Genomic DNA, 16573 nt, shown 5'->3' with positions numbered 1-16573 from the left:
CCGTCGTTCTGAGACTGCCCGGAAAAGGTGCGCCCTCCGCTAACGTGATTTCAAATGGCGCAGAGCGCTTCAGGCCCGGCCGCCCCGGCGCAAGGCTCCCGACTCTTACCTTTACGGCGGACACGATGACGGACGATATCGACATGGCTCCTCTTGAGGACACGCAACCGGCCCGGCGCGGGCGGCGGCGCAGGGGCGGCGAAAAGGCGACACCGGACCTCTTCCCGCAAAAACCGTTCAGGCAGCCGCGCAACATCTTCACGCCGCTGGAAGCGGTGTCCGCCGACGAACTGGAAGCCATCCACGATGCCTCCATGCGCGTTCTGGAGGAAATCGGCATCGACTTCCTGCACGAAGACGCAAAGGCCATGCTGAAAGCGGCCGGTGCTGACGTGACGCCGGGCGAGGACCGGGTGCGCATGGACCGCGCCATGGTCACGGAGCTCGTCGCCAAGGCCCCGGCCGAATTCACGATCCGCGCCCGCAACCGCGCCCATGATCTTCAGATCGGCGGCAATGCCATTTCGTTTTCCTGCGTCGCCAGCGCCCCCAACGCCGTCGACCGGGACGGCGGACGCCGGCCGGGAAACCGGGAGGATTTCCAGAACTTTCTCAAGCTCTCGCAGTATTTCAACATCATTCACTGCCTGATGGGCTATCCGGTCGAACCGGTCGACATTCATGCCTCCGTCCGCCATCTGGACGGCATTGCCGACTTCCTGCGCCTGACAGACAAGGTCTATCACATCTACTCGCTCGGAATGGAGCGCAACCGGGACGGCCTGGAACTGACCCGGATCGGCTATGGCCTGACGCGCGAGGAGTTCGAAAGAACCCCCTGCACCACAACCGTGATCAACACCTCCTCGCCGCTGCGCCTCGACACGCCGATGCTGCAGGGCCTGATCGAGATGGCCAATGCCGGCCAGGTCTCCATCGTCACGCCGTTCACGCTGGCCGGCGCCATGGCACCGGTGACGGTGGCAGGCGCACTGACCCTGCAGAACGCCGAGGCGCTCGCCGGGATCGCCTTCGCCCAGATCGTGAAACCCGGCGCCCCGGTGGTCTATGGCGGCTTCACCTCGAATGTCGACATGCGCTCGGGCGCACCGGCCTTCGGCACGCCGGAATACATGAAAGCGGCGATTGTCGGCGGCCAGCTGGCACGCCGGTACAACCTGCCCTACCGCTCCTCCGGCGTGTGTGCGGCCAACACGGTCGACTACCAGGCCGCGCTTGAAACCACCCTTTCGGAATGGGGGGCGATCAATGGCGGCGCCAATCTCATCAAGCATGCCGCGGGCTGGCTGGAAGGCGGCCTCAGCGCCGGGTTCGAGAAATTCATCACCGATATCGACCTTCTGCAGAAGATCGCCGAGTACCTGACCCCGCTCGATGTCTCCGAGGAAGCGCTCGCCATCGACGCGATCCGCGAGGTCGGCCCGGCCGGGCATTTCTTCGGCACCGAACACACCCAGGCCCGTTACAAGGACGCGTTCTACGCCCCGATCGTCTCCGACTGGCGCAATTACGAGACCTGGGCGGAAGCCGGCAGCCCGATCGCCTATGACAAGGCCAACATGCTCTTCAAGAAGGCGCTGGAAGCCTATGAGCAGCCTGCCCTTGACCCGGCCATCGACGAAGAGATCACCGCCTTTGTCGAGAAGCGCAAGGCCGAGGGCGGCGCCCCGACCGATTTCTGATTTTCACACGACGAGACGAACAGGCCCGTCGTCGGACGGGGACATTTCCGGAGCGATTTTCATGAAGACCCATACGCAGGTTGTTGTCATCGGCGGCGGCGTTGTCGGCTGCAGCGTGCTTTACCACCTGACCAAGCTCGGCTGGAAGGACGTCACCCTGGTGGAGCGCGACGAGCTGACCTCGGGTTCGTCCTGGCATGCGGCCGGCGGCTTTCACACGCTCAACGGCGACCCGAACGTCGCCCAGCTTCAAAGCTATACGGTCGATCTCTACAAGGAACTGGAAGAGATCTCCGGCCAGTCCTGCAGCCTGCACCTGACTGGCGGCGTCATGCTGGCCGATACGCCGGAACGCATGGACTTCCTGCGTCTGGCCCAGGCCAAGGGCCGCTATCTCGGCATGGACCTGGAACTGATCTCGGTGGCCGAAGCCAAGAAAATGTTCCCGATGCTCGACGAGAAACATTTCATCGGCGCGCTCTGGGATCCCATCGAAGGTCATCTCGACCCGTCCGGCACCACCCATGCCTATGCCAAGGCCGCCCGTGTCAACGGCGCCACCGTCTACCGGCACACCAAGGTGGAGGAACTGGTGCAGACGCCGGACGGCACCTGGGACGTGATCACCAACAAGGGCACCATCCGCGCCGAACATGTCGTCAATGCCGGGGGGCTGTGGGCGCGGGAATGCGGCCGCATGGTCGGCATCGAACTGCCCGTGCTTGCCATGGAGCACATGTATCTGCTCACCGACGAGATGCCGGAAGTCGTTGCCCACAACGAGGCGACGGGCAAGGAGCTCATCGGCATTCTCGACTTCGGCGGCGAGATCTACACCCGCCAGGAGGGCAAGGGCATGCTGCTCGGCACCTACGAGCAGAACTGCCGCCCCTGGAGCCCGCGCCAGACCCCCTGGGATTTCGGCCACGAGCTGCTGGCGCCCGATCTCGACCGGATCGCGCCGGAACTGGAAGTCGGGTTCGAACATTTCCCTGCGCTGCAAAACGCCGGCATCAAGCAGATCATCAACGGCCCCTTCACCTTCGCGCCCGACGGCAACCCGCTGGTCGGTCCCGTCCGCGGCCTTAAGAACTACTGGGTCGCCTGCGGCGTCATGGCCGGCTTCAGCCAGGGCGGCGGCGTCGGCCTGACGCTGGCCAACTGGATGATCAACGGCGATCCGGGATACGACATCTGGGGCATGGACGTCGCCCGCTACGGCTCCTGGGCAACGCTCGCCTACACCAACGCCAAGGTGCAGGAGAACTACCGCCGCCGTTTCCGCATCCGGTTTCCGAACGAGGAACTGCCGGCAGCGCGGCCGCACCAGACCACTCCGCTCTATGACCGGATGCTGGCGCAGGGCGCCGTCATGGGTGACAGCTGGGCGCTGGAAACCCCGCTCTGGTTCGCGCCGGACGGCGTCGAGGCGAAGGACATCTTCTCCTTCCACCGCTCCAACGATTTCGACCATGTCGGCGCCGAATGCCGCGCCGTGCGCGAGAGCGTCGGCGTCACCGAGACCGCCAATTTCGCCAAGTACGAAATCACCGGGCCGGGCGCCGAGGCTTTCCTGTCCCACCTGATGACCAACACCATGCCGAAGATCGGCCGCATCGTGCTCACGCCGATGCTGAACGAGTACGGCAAGCTGATCGGCGATTTCACCATCGCCCGCGCCGGCGAAGAAAAGTTCTACATGTGGGGCTCGTCCCAGGCCGAGATCTATCACATGCGCTGGTTCGAAAAGCACCTGCCCAGAGACGGCTCGGTGACACTCCGCGCGATCAACCTCGGCTGGGTGGGGCTTTCCATTGCCGGTCCGAATGCCCGCAAGGTGCTGGAGAAGATCACCGGTGAAGATGTCACGAATGAAGCGTTCCGCTTCATGGACTTCCGCGAGATGGACGTCGCCAACGCGCCCTGCAAGGTCAACCGCATCACCTACACCGGCGACCTCGGCTACGAACTCTGGATGGCGCCGGAATACCAGCGCCAGGTCTATGACGCCCTGATGACGGCGGGCGCCGAATTCAACATCGTCAACTTCGGCATGCGCGCGCTGCTGTGCCTGCGGCTTGAAAAGAATTTCGGCACCTGGTTCCGCGAGTTCCGGCCGATCTACGGCCCCTATGAAGCCGATCTCGGCCGCTTCGTGAAGCTCTCCAAGGAAAGCTTCATCGGCAAGGAGGCCGCGCAGAAGGAATTTGACGAAGGTCCGAAGCGTCTCAGGGTCAGCTTCATGGTCGATGCCGGCGATGCCGATGTCATGGGTGACGAGCCGATCTGGCACGGTGGCAAGGTGATCGGCTGGATCACTTCCGGCGGCTACGGCCACCATGTCGGCACCTCGCTCGCTCAGGGCTACGTGCCAGCGGAGCTTGCAAGGGACCTTGGCGATGGCGCCTTCGAGATCGAAATTCTCGGCGAACGCCGCAAGGCCACCATCAATCCGGACCCGCTGTTCGACCCGAAGGCCGAACGCATGCGCATGTAACCGCCATCTGAGCGCCAGATGGAGCCTGCAAGGGAGGAGTGTGGGCATTCATGAACACGGAACATTTCGGCCGCCACCGGCGCAAGATCATGCCCGCGGTCCTGCCCGCGCATCCGGGTGATCTTGCCGACTATGAGACTCTCGCCGCCTATGCGATGGAAAAGGCGACGGTGCTCAACCGTCATGTGCTCGGTTATGGCGAACTGGCCGAAGCGGAGTGGGCGGCGCTTGATCTCGCCGCCCCCGATCTCGACGCCATCCGTGCCTATCGGCTGGCGCGCATCCGCAACCAACTGGAGCAACGCGACCTTTCCGCAGCGATCCTGTGCGATCCACTCAACGTGCGTTATGCGACCGACGCCACCAACATGCAGATCTGGTCGACCCACAATGCCGTGCGCTACACATTCGTGGCGCTGGACGGCCCCGTTATCGCCTTCGACTTCCACAATTGCGAGCATCTGGCCGCGCATAATTTCCTGGTCGACGAAATCCGTCACGGTGTGCCCTGGTTCTATTTCGAGGCCGGGCCGCGCTCGCAGGAACTGGCCCTGAAATGGGCGGACGAACTGGCCGACCTTGTCAGGACCCATGGCGGCGGCAACCGCCGCATCGCCATCGACAAGGCCCGCCGGGAAGGCGTCGCGGCCCTGGAGCGCCATGGCCTTGAGATCCATGACGGCGAAGAGGTGATGGAGCTGGCAAGGGCGATCAAGTGCCCCGACGAGATCAGGGCGATGCGCCGGTCGATCGCTTCCTGCGAAGCCGCCATGCACGAGATGGAAGCCGCGCTCCGGTCCGGCATGACCGAATGGGATCTCTGGGCCCTGCTTCACGCCGGCAACATCCGCCGCGGCGGCGAATGGATCGAGACCCATCTCCTGTCCTCGGGTCCGCGCACCAATCCCTGGTTCCAGGAAGCATCCGCCCGGGTCATCCAGGACGGTGAACTCGTCGCCTTCGACACCGATCTGGTCGGGCCCTATGGCATGTGCTGCGACATCTCACGCACCTGGCTGTGCGGCGACGGCGTGCCCACCAACGAGCAGCGCACGCTCTACCAGATGGCGGTCGACCAGATCGAGGCCAATATCGGCATGCTGGCACCGGGACGGACTTTCCGGGAACTGTCGCACGACGCTGCCAGCCTGCCCGACGACTACCTCGCCAACCGCTATTCCGTGCTTTTCCATGGCGTTGGCCTTTGCGACGAATACCCGGCCGTGCCCTACCCGGCCGACTGGGAAGCCGGCGGCTATGACGGTGCGCTTGAGGCGGGCATGGTGGTCTGCGTGGAAAGCTATGTCGGCCGCCATGGCGGCCATGAGGGCGTCAAGCTGGAGGAGCAACTCCTGATCACCGAAACCGGTCATGAGCGGCTCAGCAGCTATCCCTGGGACGCCAGGCTGATGGGACAGGCGGTGTGAGGGAAGACCAAACCCTCGTTCTCCTTCGTCATGCCATGGCTTTGCCGCACGAAAGGCTTTGCCTACCGGAGACGGAACGGCATGGGTTGCCGGGTGAAGCCCGGCAATGATGAAGTAGAAATGGTTTGATCCTGTTCGACGACTATTTCAGCCGGATGATCTTCGGGCCGAGCGCGCGGAGGTAATCGCCCTGGTCGGCGAAGACCATGACGTTGGTCTCGCGCACCTCGGTCTGTTTCAGCTCCAGCGGCGTCTTGCCGTCCGGATTGACGATCACCTTGCGCGTCGGCGGCAGGCCGCGGAACACCAGCACGCCGGCTTCCTTGGTGACGATGGCGCCATAAGGCTCGTCATGAACGATGCGCGTTGTATCTCCGGCCTGCGCGGCAACACCGAGAGCAAGGCTCAGACCCGCGGCAGCCAGCAGGGACTTGCAGAACGTTTTCATGGCACGTCTTCCTGTTAACGCTTCATTTACCATGAATCGTAACCGGTCGTTAACTTTTGCGCCAGCCATCGCGTGACCGGCATCCCCTGAAAGCAGGATTATGGTTAACGCAAGTAACGGGATCGAAACGACAGCCCACCGGGCAGCCCGACAGGCCGCTCAGGCCAGCGACGGATAGCCCAGCTCCGCGGCTTGCCGCTCCATGTCCAGAATGCCGTCATAGTCGCTGCCAGACAGCCTGGAGAAGCCGACAATCCCCAGGCGTTCGCGGCTTTTTGCCGTATTGGGAGAGGAGAAAACCTGAGACACGGTCTCGCTGATCAGGTCGGCCTCCCCGTCTGAAAACCGCAGCGACGTGATCAGCGGCAGGCCCGGCGCAGCCGCTGTTTCTCCGATTGTCCTGAGCCGTCCGGCCAGCTCCGGCAATTCCCGGCAGGCAAGTCCCCAGCTGACGGTGTCGATGGCGGCGATCTCCGCATCGCCGGCTGCCACAGCCTTCATCGAGTTCAGGTGACCGCCGCTTTCGATCACGTCGGAAAAGAACACCCGGCCGGCGCCGAGCCGCGCGATCGCGTGGCGGAACGTGTTCATGCCCGACTGGCTGTCGGGACCGTTGAAGGCGGCTCTCCGGCCGCGCAGTCCCTTCAGTGTGCTGTACGGGCTGTCCCGCCGGACAACAAGCTGGCTGCAATAGGCAGGTCCCCGGCAACCCGGCGCATCGTAGTGGGGCGTGCCGACCAGCCGGACCTTGTCCGCCAGCGCATGGGTCAGCGGATAGCCGCAGGTCTGGGTGAGAAGCAGGTGCGGATCGGTCCAGAAAGCCACGAGGTCCGCCTCGCCTCGCCGGGGCCGAAAGTCTTCCGGCGCAATCCCCAGAACGCCGGAAAGCGCGCCTTGCAGCGCGATTTCGAGTTCCGCCGTTGCCGCGCGGACCTCCGGCCAGTCATACATCGGCAGACGGACCGGAAGAAACCCTTGTTCCCTCAAGAGACCGCCTTTCCGGCTGTCTCCAGTCCAGCGGGTTTCAAGCCGCCGGAGTCCAGCCCCGCCTTGTCCCGCCGCCTGGTCGGATGCGCCACCGGTTCCTTCACCTTGAAGAGATACTGCTTCGCCAGGTCAAAATAGCTCGAAAAGACATATCCTTCGTTGCGCCGCTGCCAGTCCGCGCGCGCCGCGCGGTAGATGGCCGGCAACTGGTACCAGGGCGTCCGCGGGTTGGCATGATGGACGACGTGGAGATTGTTGTTGAGGAACAGCAGCGAAAAGACCGGGCAGAACTCCACGATGATCGACCTCGCCTCGGCATGGTCATGGGCGCGGTGCTCGGCAAAGGTGCGCAGCATCAGCATGCTCATGGCCGGGTATGACACAAGGAGAAGATAGAGCCACAGCGGAATGCCGCCGACAAGGGTCACGAACAGGACGACCGGGACGGCCCCCGCAAGATGATGCAGCCAGGCCCGCATCACCGCCCTGTCGCCGTCCAGCATCATCCGCAATTCCGCACCCAGAAAGCCGATCATCGAGACGGCAGGTCCCAGAAGCAGCCGGCCGAGCAGACTGTTGTTCAGCGTCAATACGAACCTTATCGGTGCGGGCAGTCTCTGCCAGTCCGCCCAGGCCAGATAGAAGCTTTCCGGATCGTCATAAGGATCCGTCAGGCGATCATTGTTGTGGTGGCGCAAGTGCAGCGACTTGAACCGGCGGTAAGGCACCCACAAACCGAATGAGCAATAGACAAGCGCCTCGTTGACGCCCGGGCTGCGGGTCGGGTGGCCGTGCAGGACTTCATGCTGCAGGGAGGATTGCAGTGTGACGGTCAGGGCTGCCAGCGGAAAAACCACGAAAGGTCCCAGCTCCGAATAAAAGCCGATCAACAGCATCCAGGTTCCCGACGTGGCCAGGATGAGCGCCAGCGTCGGCCATTCGCAGAGTTTTGCGCGCGGCACGAAGATCTCCAAATAATTGATTTTGCGGTGTAAACCGAAAGACCCTGAGACTATGCGGCGCTGATGCCGTCCGTTCAACATGAGACTTTGGAACTTATTCCCCATATGTTATCAAAATCATCATTTTGTTTATTTTATTATACATATGTTGAAAATATGCGGCTTGAAGGGAGTATCTGAATGATATCGATCCGGAACGAAACCGCCCGGATGCCCTTTCCGCCGGCTTCGAAACGGACCACACGGCCCTCACCTCGATCCCGGGGGACAGATCAGACGCCATTCGCTGTTGGTCGAATCGGCAAAAACGGGGTAAGCAACCGGGGCACTTTTTGAAGGAACCTCTCCGTGGCCTGGTCCCCCCAACAAGATGACGCCTTGCAGCAGACCGCCGACTGGCTGAAGCGCGGCGACCGTCAGGTATTCCGCCTGTTCGGATATGCCGGAACGGGCAAGACCACCCTTGCCCGCCACCTGGCCGAAGGCATTGACGGCGATGTCTGCTTCGGCGCCTTCACCGGCAAGGCGGCGCACGTGCTGCGCCAGAAGGGCTGTGAGGACGCCGGCACCATTCATTCGCTGATCTACCGCCCCCGCTCCGCCAAGGAGGAGGAGGAAACGGACGACGACGACGAGGACAGCGGCCCGCAATTCGCCATCAAGCGTGACAGCGCGGCGGCAACCGCCAGCCTGATCGTCATCGACGAATGCTCCATGGTCGACGAGGAACTCGGCAAGGACCTGTTGTCCTTCGGCACACCGGTCCTGGTGCTGGGCGACCCCGCCCAGCTGCCCCCGGTCAAGGGGGGCGGCTATTTCACCGAGGCGGAACCCGACGTGATGCTGACCGAGGTGCACCGGCAGGCCCAGGACAACCCGATCGTGCGCATGTCCATGACCATCCGCGACGGCGGCCAGCTCGACTATGGCACATTCGGCGAAAGCAAGGTCATTCACCGGCGCGACATCGACAAGGACCAGATCCTTGAAGCCGACCAGGTTCTGGTCGGCACCAACAAGACCCGTCGTCTCTACAATGGCCGAATCCGGGAACTGAAGGAGTTCTCGACACCGATGCCCGCCGTCGGCGACAAGCTGGTCTGCCTGCGCAACGACAAGACCAAGGGGCTCTTGAACGGGGGGCTCTGGACCGTGAAGCGGCTGCGGCCGCCGCGCGGAAACACGCTGCGCTTCGATGTCGTGTCCGAGGACGAACTGTCGCGCACCGCCGTCAAGGTCAAGGTGCTGCCCGCCATGTTCGAGGATGGCGCCGAAGCCATTCCCTACGCGATCCGGCGCAAGGCCGACGAATTCGACTACGGCTATGCGCTCACCGTGCACAAGGCGCAGGGCTCACAATGGGACAATGTCGTCCTGTTCGACGAAAGCTGGGCCTTCCGCGAGCACAAGAGCCGCTGGCTCTACACCGCGGTCACAAGGGCCGCGGAGCGGATCACTGTCGTAAGATAGGGGCGTTGCGCTCGGGTTCCGAAAATCCGTCGAGGTCGTCACGAACCGGAAGCGCCTGGAGGCCGGTTTCGACGAAGGTTTTCAGATCCGCCTCCTTGCAGCCGCTGCGGCCGAGCAGGGCAATGGCCGAGAACTGGCCGTCCAGAAAGGTCGCCACCCGGTCGATATCCGCGTCGTCGCGCAATTCCCCCGCATCGGCCGCTTTCAACAGCCGCTCGCGAATGGCGGAATACCGGGATTCCCGCAAACCCGTCACAACTTCCCGGTGGCGCTCCGGCCCATAGGTGCAATCCACCAGCGCGTTGACCAGGAAACACCCCGCCGGCGTGTTCTTGTCGAGGGTCAGATCGGCAATCGCGCCCAGAAAATCACGAAAGTCCTCGACAACGTTTTTCCGCGCCAGCTTCAGCTGCGCGAAGACAGGACCGCCATAGGTCTCGAAATAATGCAGCAACGCCTTTTCGAAAAGGGCTTCCTTGTCGCCGAACGCCGCATAGAGACCCGGCTTGGCCATGCCCGATGCGTCGGCAAGGTCATTCATCGAGGTTCCCGAATAACCATTCTGCCAAAAGGCGATCATCACGGAATGAAGTGCGTCCGCGGTATTAACTTTTCTTGGACGGCCTCGTGCCATCGGTCTGTCCTCCTTGTAACAAACCGTCTGCCTGGAGCTCGCCAGCTGCGACTGCCCCTGGATTCGGGCATTTCTGTTGCTTGTCTGATATGGGTCTTTGCCCATTAAGATGTATTATTTTGGCTAAAGAATAACGCACTCTGTGGAATGCGAAATACGTAAATTGTTGCATTCCGTTCATTTGCCCCGCAAATTCAACCAGGAATTGCAGATAGAGGTGAAATCGCGCCCGAAAAAATGAAATTCCGCCTCGCCTCGCAAGGAATATTCCGCCTGTTGACGCGGCCTGGCGGCCCCATTCGCTTCTTTGGCGGAATTGACGGTGGACGGAAAGGCCATGTCCCTTTCCCACCCGATTGAGGCGGATTATGTTGTGCCGCCTCGAATGCCACCACCGAAAGCACTTGCGTAAATGGAAAGCGTTTCCCCTACCGGCCCTGCCTCCAAAACAAAGCTCAACGCCGAAACCGCGCTGCGCATCGCCCAGAGGATCGCCGACGAAATCGGCTGCAAGGCGGGACAAGTCAACGATACGGTCCAGATGCTGGACGAAGGCTCGACCGTGCCCTTCATTGCCCGCTACCGCAAGGAAGCGACCGGGGGCCTGGACGACAGCCAGTTGCGCAAGCTGGAGGAGCGGCTGATCTACCTGCGCGAGCTGGAAGACCGGCGCGGTGCCATCACCAAGTCGATCGAGGAACAGGGCAAGCTCACCGAGGCACTGACGCAAAGCATTCAGGCGGCGGAAACCAAGTCCCAGCTGGAAGACATCTACCTTCCCTACAAGAAGAAGCGCCGTACCAAGGCCCAGATCGCCCGCGAAGCCGGTCTGGAACCGCTCGCCGACCTGCTGCTCGGCGACCCGTCGAAGGATCCGGAAAAGGAAGCAGCCGCCTATGTCGATGACGGCAAGGGCATTGCCGACACCAAGGCGGCACTCGACGGCGCCCGCCAGATCCTGATGGAACGGTTTGCCGAGAACGCGGAGCTTGTCGGACGCCTGCGCCGCCATGTCGAGGAGCGCGGTGTCGTCCAGTCGAAGCTGATCGACGGCATGGCCGAAAAGGGCGCCAAGTTCGCCGACTATTTCGACTATTCCGAGAAATGGTCGAAGATCCCCAGCCACCGGGCCCTCGCCCTGTTCCGTGGCCGCAACGAGGGCGTCCTGTCCGTCGATCTCACGGTCGATGCCGACGATGTCTCGCCGGTCCTTCCGGCGGTGAAGATGGTCGCCGACACCTATGGCCTCGCCGACCGCGGCCGCCCGGCGGACAAGTGGCTGATGGACGTCGCCCGCTTTGCCTGGAAGGTGAAGCTCGCCCTGCATCTGGAGCTCGACCTGATGGGCGTGCTGCGCGACAAGGCCGAGGAAGAGGCGATCCAGGTGTTCGCCCGCAACCTCAAGGACCTTCTGCTGGCGGCTCCCGCCGGTGCGCGCGCAACGCTCGGCCTCGACCCGGGCATCCGAACCGGCGTCAAGGTGGCCGTGGTCGACGAAACCGGCCGGCTGGTCGACACCGCCACCATCTATCCCTTCCAGCCGCGCAACGATGTCACCGGCTCCCGTGCCGCGCTGCTCGCGCTGATCGCCAAACACAAGGTCGGCCTGATCGCGATCGGCAACGGCACGGCCAGCCGCGAGACCGACAAGCTCGCCGGCGATGTGCTCTCCGACATTCCGGCCGGCCAGCGCCCGGTCAAGGTGATCGTCAACGAGGCCGGTGCGTCCGTCTACTCCGCCTCGGAACTGGCGGCGAAGGAAATGCCGGATGTCGACGTTTCCCTGCGCGGCGCGGCCTCCATCGCCCGGCGCCTGCAGGATCCGCTGGCCGAGCTGGTCAAGATCGAGCCCAAGTCCATCGGCGTCGGCCAGTACCAGCATGACGTCAACCAGACCAGGCTCGCCCGTGCGCTCGATGCCGTGGTGGAAGATGCGGTGAACGCGGTCGGCGTCGATCTCAACACCGCCTCGCCGGCCCTGCTGTCACGCATCTCCGGCCTGTCGGACAGTCTCGCCAAGGCCGTCGTCGAGCACCGCGAGGCCATCGGCCGCTTCGACAGCCGCTCACAGCTGAAGGAAGTGCCCCGTCTCGGCGCCAAGGCGTTCGAACTTTGCGCCGGCTTCCTGCGCATCACCGGCGGCAAGGAACCGCTCGACGCCTCCTCCGTGCACCCGGAAGCCTACCCGCTCGCCAAGCGGATCGTAAAGGCCTGCGGCCGGGATCTCAGGCAGATCATGGGCGACGCCTCCCTGCTGAAGGGCCTGGAGCCAGGGGACTTCACCGACGAGAAATTCGGCCTGCCGACCGTCAGGGACATCTTGAGCGAACTGGAAAAACCCGGCCGCGACCCGCGCCCGGAATTCAAGACGGCCGCCCTTCAGGACGGCGTCGAGGAGATCTCGGACCTGAAACCCGGCATGAAACTGGAAGGCACGGTGACCAACGTCACCAATTTCGGTGCCTTCGTCGATGTCGGCGTGCACCAGGACGGTCTCGTGCATGTCTCCCAGCTCGCCGACCGCTTCGTCGATGACCCGCACAAGGTCGTCAAGGCGGGCGACATCGTCAAGGTGACCATCCTGGAGGTGGACGTGCCGCGCAAGCGCATCTCCATGACCATGAAATCCCAGGCCGACTACCAGGGCCAAAGGGAACGCGGCCAACAGCAGGATCGCGGGGGTCCAGGCGGTCGCGGTCCGGGTGGCAAGGGGCCGGGCGGACGTGGCCCCGGCGGCAATCCCCCGCGCGGCAGCAGCGGCGGCGCGCCGAAGAGCTCCGGTGGCGACGGCGGCAACAACGCCATGGCGGCAGCCCTTGCCGCGGCGATGAACAAGAAGCGGACGTGATCTAGGCGAAGACTTCCGCGTCTCTTGTCGGCAACTCGCCACGTTCCCGAAGATCCTTCAGGTAGGCACGGCAGACAATCACCGCGAAGAGGGCGAGGCTGAACAACGACGTCAGCTTGACGAGCACAAGAACCATTGCGCCGGCCGGGTTGGGCACTCCGGCAGACGTGACCGGGTCTGAGCCGATGCCGAGGTTCTCCGCGAGGATCAGGATCACAAACGACAAGGCCGAAAGGCCCCAGACGCCGAGCAGGAGCCTGGGGATCAGATAGCCGGCCTGCCGAAACGCCCGTCCCACGGCGGCCCCGATCTCAGGCCTGACACCGAACAGCCGCGCGGGAAACACGGTCCCGAACAAAAACATGGCAAAAAAATAGACACCACCCACGCACAGCATGGTGAGGCCCATGAAGTACCCCGTTCCTGGTTGCGCACCCTGCAGGGTTGATGCTGCAAGCGCCACGACGAGTATTGAAGCGACTATGACCGGCACATAGAGCAGGAATAGAAACCGCAGGGAAAATCCCATGTATTTCTTTCCGTTCTCCTTTGAGCTGACATCCAGCCCGAGAAAAGAAAGACAAACATAGAAAACCACGCCGGCCTCGGCAAAAGCCTTGGCGACAGTTATTGAATTGTCGATGTCGTACAACATGTTGACGCAATCAAGAATAAACAAAAACAGAACGATACCGAAGAAATATTTCCAGCATGAAAGGACAGATCGAAAAGCCTGAGAAATGATATTCGGCCCGGAATTCATGAAACACCTCCAGATTGCGCACTGCTCCCATCTTTAGCGGCAGTTCGAGAAACACTTCAATGGCCTTGTTACAGAGGTCCGGGTACCAGAATGCAAGTTTCGCCGAAGCACCCCTGCGACAGCAACGCGCCCACGGCATCCAACAGGAACAGATGTTGACCGGATCAAGGAGCAATGCGGGGGCCTCCCGGCCGCCGCTACAACCATTCGCTCGGCAGGCCAGCTCAGGAACATTTTTCCTTGATCTGGCCAAGCTGGCCCCGGCCGCGCTTCAGCGCGTAAGGGACCTTTCCGCTCGACAGCCGAAACGGATCGCCTTTGCAGGTCGACTTTGCCATCCGTTGCACTTTTGCCTTCGACTTGCAGTTCCAGTCACCAAGCTGCTTGTTTTTCACGGGGTCGTAGGTATTGGCGGGATAACGGAAGCAGACATGGCTTCCGCCGGAACTGTTTTTCCACTGACCCCGAACACTGCGCGAGTTTCCAGGATACCAAAGGTAGGAACGACCACCGCGCGCATAGTATTCAACTTGAATACCGTGACCTCCGCCATAGAAGACAAGCGTCCGGCCGGAAAACTCCAACGGCTGGGAACTCGCCGGGGAGAACATAAGAAAAACGGCAATGCAGAAAAACAGAATTCGAGCTGTCACCGAAACCACCTCACACAATCCAGAACAAGCAATCAAGATTGCATAACAAACGCGCCTCACGCGCTCAAGGCGCAGCCCCGCCGTTTCGGGACGATTTTGAGGGCAAGCGTGGAGAGGCGGCGAGGGTCAGTTGGCGGATAGCCCGGCAACGGTGGTCAACGCCGCCGGGCTGCCCGTTACCGGTACTCGTAACAGGTGTCGCTGCCCCAGGGCGCTTCGATATAGACTTGCTGGCCCTTGCTGTGGATCGTGTAGGGGCCATCCGAATAGCGGGCACCCGACCCCGAGACGACCTGCTCCAGCCTGTGGAGAGGAGCTCCGTCCATCGAGAAGGTCAGGTGACCGTTGCCGCTGTTCACGTAATTCACGATCAGGGGAATACCTTCGGTGCAGGTGTATTTGACGGTGAGCGCGTTTTGCCCGGCCGGCTGCGGAAGTTCGCCGCCCGTTACCGGCTGCCCCCCGCGAGCCGGAAAGGCATCGGTGATACGGTAGAGATCCGACTTGGGCCCGTTGCCCTGTCCATAAAGGACCATGCGCCGGTGAAGGTCCAGCTGCAGCGTCACGTTGCGGGACGCATCGTGGAGATAGACGGACCACTCGTCCCGGCCGAATTCCTGAAAATGGAAGCCGATGGTGCCATAGACATCCGTCTCCTGCCACTGGCCGCCACCGACACTGACAAAGCTGCCGCCCGAATGCCGCACAACGCCGACATTCCTGCCATTCACGCCGGCGGTTGCCGGCGGCTGCGCGGGGGGCTGCTGTGGTGGATTGTTGACCTGGGGGCGCGGTGCACAGACCTGGTAGATCCCGGGATACGGCCGCTCCGAGCAGAACAGTCCGCCCCAGTGATATCCGGTCTGGCCGTTCCGGTAACGGATCTGGAACCATTCGTAGCCGTTCATCATGACCCCGGTTCCCGACAGGATCAGAATGGCATCACCCTGGTAAAGACTGCCGCTCTGGCCATACTGGATGCCGGGACCGCTGCGGACCTTGCCACCGTAGGATTGGCCGTTCTGGGGAAAGTCAACGTCCGGAGACGCCAGGGACGCGGATCCCGGCATAAAAGCAATCGCCACTGCGAGAAGAACTGCAAACCGTTGCATCTAAATACCTGCACTGTTGAAACACTTGAAATTGAAATCCGGCTTTTTGCCGGCCACATTTTTCAGTTGCGGGATTTACGATAGGTCATATGAACCGAAAATGAACGGTTCTTTATCCTCTCCCGACGAAAGAATAATGTTCCGGTGCCAGGGACGAGGTGATCGGCGCGCCTGGGGAATACCGCGAACCTGGCGGCAAGGAACACAAGTGCAGGCGGTTTCCGCACCTCCGTGAGACATCCCCCGGACATTCCGGCAGGACTTGAAGCATTAAGATCACCCGCGCCCGCTGCTCTTGCCTGGTCAAAACTGCCCCCTCTGGTAAAGCGCGCGAACTGCTTTAACTTCATAGAAATGAAGCATGGTCGAGGATCGGCATATGCCGCAGAATGATCAGGAAGAGCTCTGGCCCGAGCAGGACATCGAGTCCAGCTCCCTGACCGCGCTTGCACATCTTTACCGCGCCGAAGTGTTCCGCAGCACCCATTGGCGCACCCGGCTGGACAACACCACCAACTGGGCCGTGGTCACCACGGGCATTGCGCTGTCGGCAACGTTTTCCAACATCGACGCCTCACCGCTGCCCATGGTTCTGGTCGGCCTGCTTGTCACTGTTTTCCTGGTCTTTGAAGCCCGCCGCTACCGCTACTACAACATGTTCCGGGCGCGGGCACGGCTGATGGAATCCGACATCTACGCGCCGATCCTCCACGGCCGCAAAGTGCCCTGGTCGGCGGAATGGAGCAAACTGCTCGCCGACGACTACGAAACGCCGCATTACCATATCAGCCTGGCGCGGGCGGCCGGCCGGCGGCTGCGCTCGAACTATTCCTGGATCCTGGCCATCCAGGCGGTCGCCTATTACGGCAAGATCGCCATTCATCCCGAACCGCTGGTGAGCCTGTCCGAGGCGTTCGAACGCGCGGCCATCGGGCCGATCCCCGGCGGCCTGGTCATGATGGCGGGCGTGTTCTTTCACCTGAGCTGGGTGGTCTTCGCGATCGTCACGCTGCGCCTCGACAAGGCCTACCGCGAACAGCGCAAGTCACCCATGCAGGCGATCTGACAC

The 16573-nt window shown here is 62.3% G+C and carries 14 protein-coding genes; 6 read left to right on the top strand and 8 right to left on the bottom strand.

Going from position 1 to position 16573, the window contains the following annotated elements:
- The first annotated feature begins 125 nt into the window (after positions 1-125).
- From O6760_RS12410 to O6760_RS12400, 3 genes are all read left to right on the top strand, one after another.
- On the top strand, positions 126-1703 hold the full coding sequence (locus O6760_RS12410; RefSeq protein WP_269585669.1) for a trimethylamine methyltransferase family protein: 1578 nt from the start codon (positions 126-128) through the stop codon (positions 1701-1703).
- 61 nt (positions 1704-1764) lie between these two features.
- A complete protein-coding gene (locus tag O6760_RS12405; protein ID WP_269585668.1) occupies positions 1765-4200 on the top strand; it encodes a GcvT family protein in 2436 nt (811 codons plus the stop codon).
- A gap of 50 nt (positions 4201-4250) precedes the next feature.
- Complete coding sequence (locus tag O6760_RS12400; protein WP_269585667.1) at positions 4251-5627, top strand: M24 family metallopeptidase; 1377 nt, start codon at positions 4251-4253, stop codon at positions 5625-5627.
- A gap of 142 nt (positions 5628-5769) precedes the next feature.
- Here the strand turns inward: O6760_RS12400 and O6760_RS12395 are convergent, their stop codons facing one another.
- The 3 genes from O6760_RS12395 to O6760_RS12385 form a co-directional block, all read right to left on the bottom strand.
- Positions 5770-6075, bottom strand: a complete 306-nt coding sequence (locus O6760_RS12395; RefSeq protein WP_269585666.1) for a hypothetical protein — start codon at positions 6073-6075, stop codon at positions 5770-5772.
- Positions 6076-6234: 159 nt separating this feature from the next.
- Entirely contained in the window at positions 6235-7062 is an 828-nt protein-coding gene (locus tag O6760_RS12390; protein ID WP_269585665.1) for a phosphate/phosphite/phosphonate ABC transporter substrate-binding protein, read from the bottom strand.
- On the bottom strand, positions 7059-8024 hold the full coding sequence (locus O6760_RS12385; protein WP_269585664.1) for a fatty acid desaturase: 966 nt from the start codon (positions 8022-8024) through the stop codon (positions 7059-7061). Before O6760_RS12385 ends, O6760_RS12390 begins: the two co-directional genes overlap by 4 nt.
- A gap of 348 nt (positions 8025-8372) precedes the next feature.
- On the opposite strand from O6760_RS12385, the gene O6760_RS12380 reads away from it, so the two are divergent.
- Positions 8373-9494 (top strand): ATP-dependent DNA helicase, encoded by a 1122-nt coding sequence (locus O6760_RS12380; protein ID WP_269585663.1) that lies wholly within the window; start codon positions 8373-8375, stop codon positions 9492-9494.
- Here the strand turns inward: O6760_RS12380 and O6760_RS12375 are convergent.
- Both O6760_RS12375 and O6760_RS12370 read right to left on the bottom strand, forming a co-directional pair.
- Complete coding sequence (locus O6760_RS12375; protein WP_269585662.1) at positions 9478-10035, bottom strand: TetR/AcrR family transcriptional regulator; 558 nt, start codon at positions 10033-10035, stop codon at positions 9478-9480. The genes O6760_RS12380 and O6760_RS12375 overlap by 17 nt on opposite strands.
- A 270-nt stretch (positions 10036-10305) precedes the next feature.
- The gene (locus tag O6760_RS12370; protein ID WP_269585661.1) at positions 10306-10467 is read right to left on the bottom strand and encodes a hypothetical protein; all 162 of its coding nucleotides are present in this window, start codon (positions 10465-10467) and stop codon (positions 10306-10308) included.
- Between the two features lie 73 nt (positions 10468-10540).
- Here O6760_RS12370 and O6760_RS12365 point away from each other — a divergent pair, with 73 nt between their 5' ends.
- A complete protein-coding gene (locus O6760_RS12365; RefSeq protein WP_269585660.1) occupies positions 10541-12976 on the top strand; it encodes a Tex family protein in 2436 nt (811 codons plus the stop codon).
- Position 12977: 1 nt separating this feature from the next.
- Here O6760_RS12365 and O6760_RS12360 read toward each other — a convergent pair whose 3' ends face one another.
- The 3 genes from O6760_RS12360 to O6760_RS12350 form a co-directional block, all read right to left on the bottom strand.
- Positions 12978-13739, bottom strand: a complete 762-nt coding sequence (locus tag O6760_RS12360; RefSeq protein WP_269585659.1) for a hypothetical protein — start codon at positions 13737-13739, stop codon at positions 12978-12980.
- A 224-nt stretch (positions 13740-13963) separates the two neighbouring features.
- Entirely contained in the window at positions 13964-14392 is a 429-nt protein-coding gene (locus tag O6760_RS12355) for a hypothetical protein (protein ID WP_269585658.1), read from the bottom strand.
- Positions 14393-14568: 176 nt separating this feature from the next.
- Positions 14569-15462: an MliC family protein gene (locus O6760_RS12350; RefSeq protein ID WP_269585657.1), complete on the bottom strand. Its 894-nt coding sequence runs from the start codon at positions 15460-15462 to the stop codon at positions 14569-14571.
- A gap of 421 nt (positions 15463-15883) precedes the next feature.
- Between O6760_RS12350 and O6760_RS12345 the strand changes: the two genes are divergently transcribed.
- On the top strand, positions 15884-16570 hold the full coding sequence (locus tag O6760_RS12345) for a DUF2270 domain-containing protein (RefSeq protein WP_269585656.1): 687 nt from the start codon (positions 15884-15886) through the stop codon (positions 16568-16570).
- Positions 16571-16573: the final 3 nt, after the last annotated feature.

It is taken from the genome of Roseibium sp. Sym1, assembly GCF_027359675.1.
Lineage (GTDB): Bacteria > Pseudomonadota > Alphaproteobacteria > Rhizobiales > Stappiaceae > Roseibium.
Note: the sequence above shows the minus strand (reverse complement) of the source record. Positions and strands in the feature narration are given on the sequence as shown.

What these genes read in the sequence shown, in the direction of transcription:
- O6760_RS12365 (WP_269585660.1), top strand. Translation starts at nt 10,541, where the DNA reads ATGGAAAGCGTTTCCCCTACCGGCCCTGCCTCCAAAACAAAGCTCAAC.
- O6760_RS12345 (WP_269585656.1), top strand. Translation starts at nt 15,884, where the DNA reads ATGCCGCAGAATGATCAGGAAGAGCTCTGGCCCGAGCAGGACATCGAG.
- O6760_RS12370 (WP_269585661.1), bottom strand. Translation starts at nt 10,467, where the DNA reads ATGGCCTTTCCGTCCACCGTCAATTCCGCCAAAGAAGCGAATGGGGCC.
- O6760_RS12410 (WP_269585669.1), top strand. Translation starts at nt 126, where the DNA reads ATGACGGACGATATCGACATGGCTCCTCTTGAGGACACGCAACCGGCC.
- O6760_RS12395 (WP_269585666.1), bottom strand. Translation starts at nt 6,075, where the DNA reads ATGAAAACGTTCTGCAAGTCCCTGCTGGCTGCCGCGGGTCTGAGCCTT.
- O6760_RS12350 (WP_269585657.1), bottom strand. Translation starts at nt 15,462, where the DNA reads ATGCCGGGATCCGCGTCCCTGGCGTCTCCGGACGTTGACTTTCCCCAG.
- O6760_RS12375 (WP_269585662.1), bottom strand. Translation starts at nt 10,035, where the DNA reads ATGAATGACCTTGCCGACGCATCGGGCATGGCCAAGCCGGGTCTCTAT.
- O6760_RS12360 (WP_269585659.1), bottom strand. Translation starts at nt 13,739, where the DNA reads ATGAATTCCGGGCCGAATATCATTTCTCAGGCTTTTCGATCTGTCCTT.
- O6760_RS12400 (WP_269585667.1), top strand. Translation starts at nt 4,251, where the DNA reads ATGAACACGGAACATTTCGGCCGCCACCGGCGCAAGATCATGCCCGCG.
- O6760_RS12405 (WP_269585668.1), top strand. Translation starts at nt 1,765, where the DNA reads ATGAAGACCCATACGCAGGTTGTTGTCATCGGCGGCGGCGTTGTCGGC.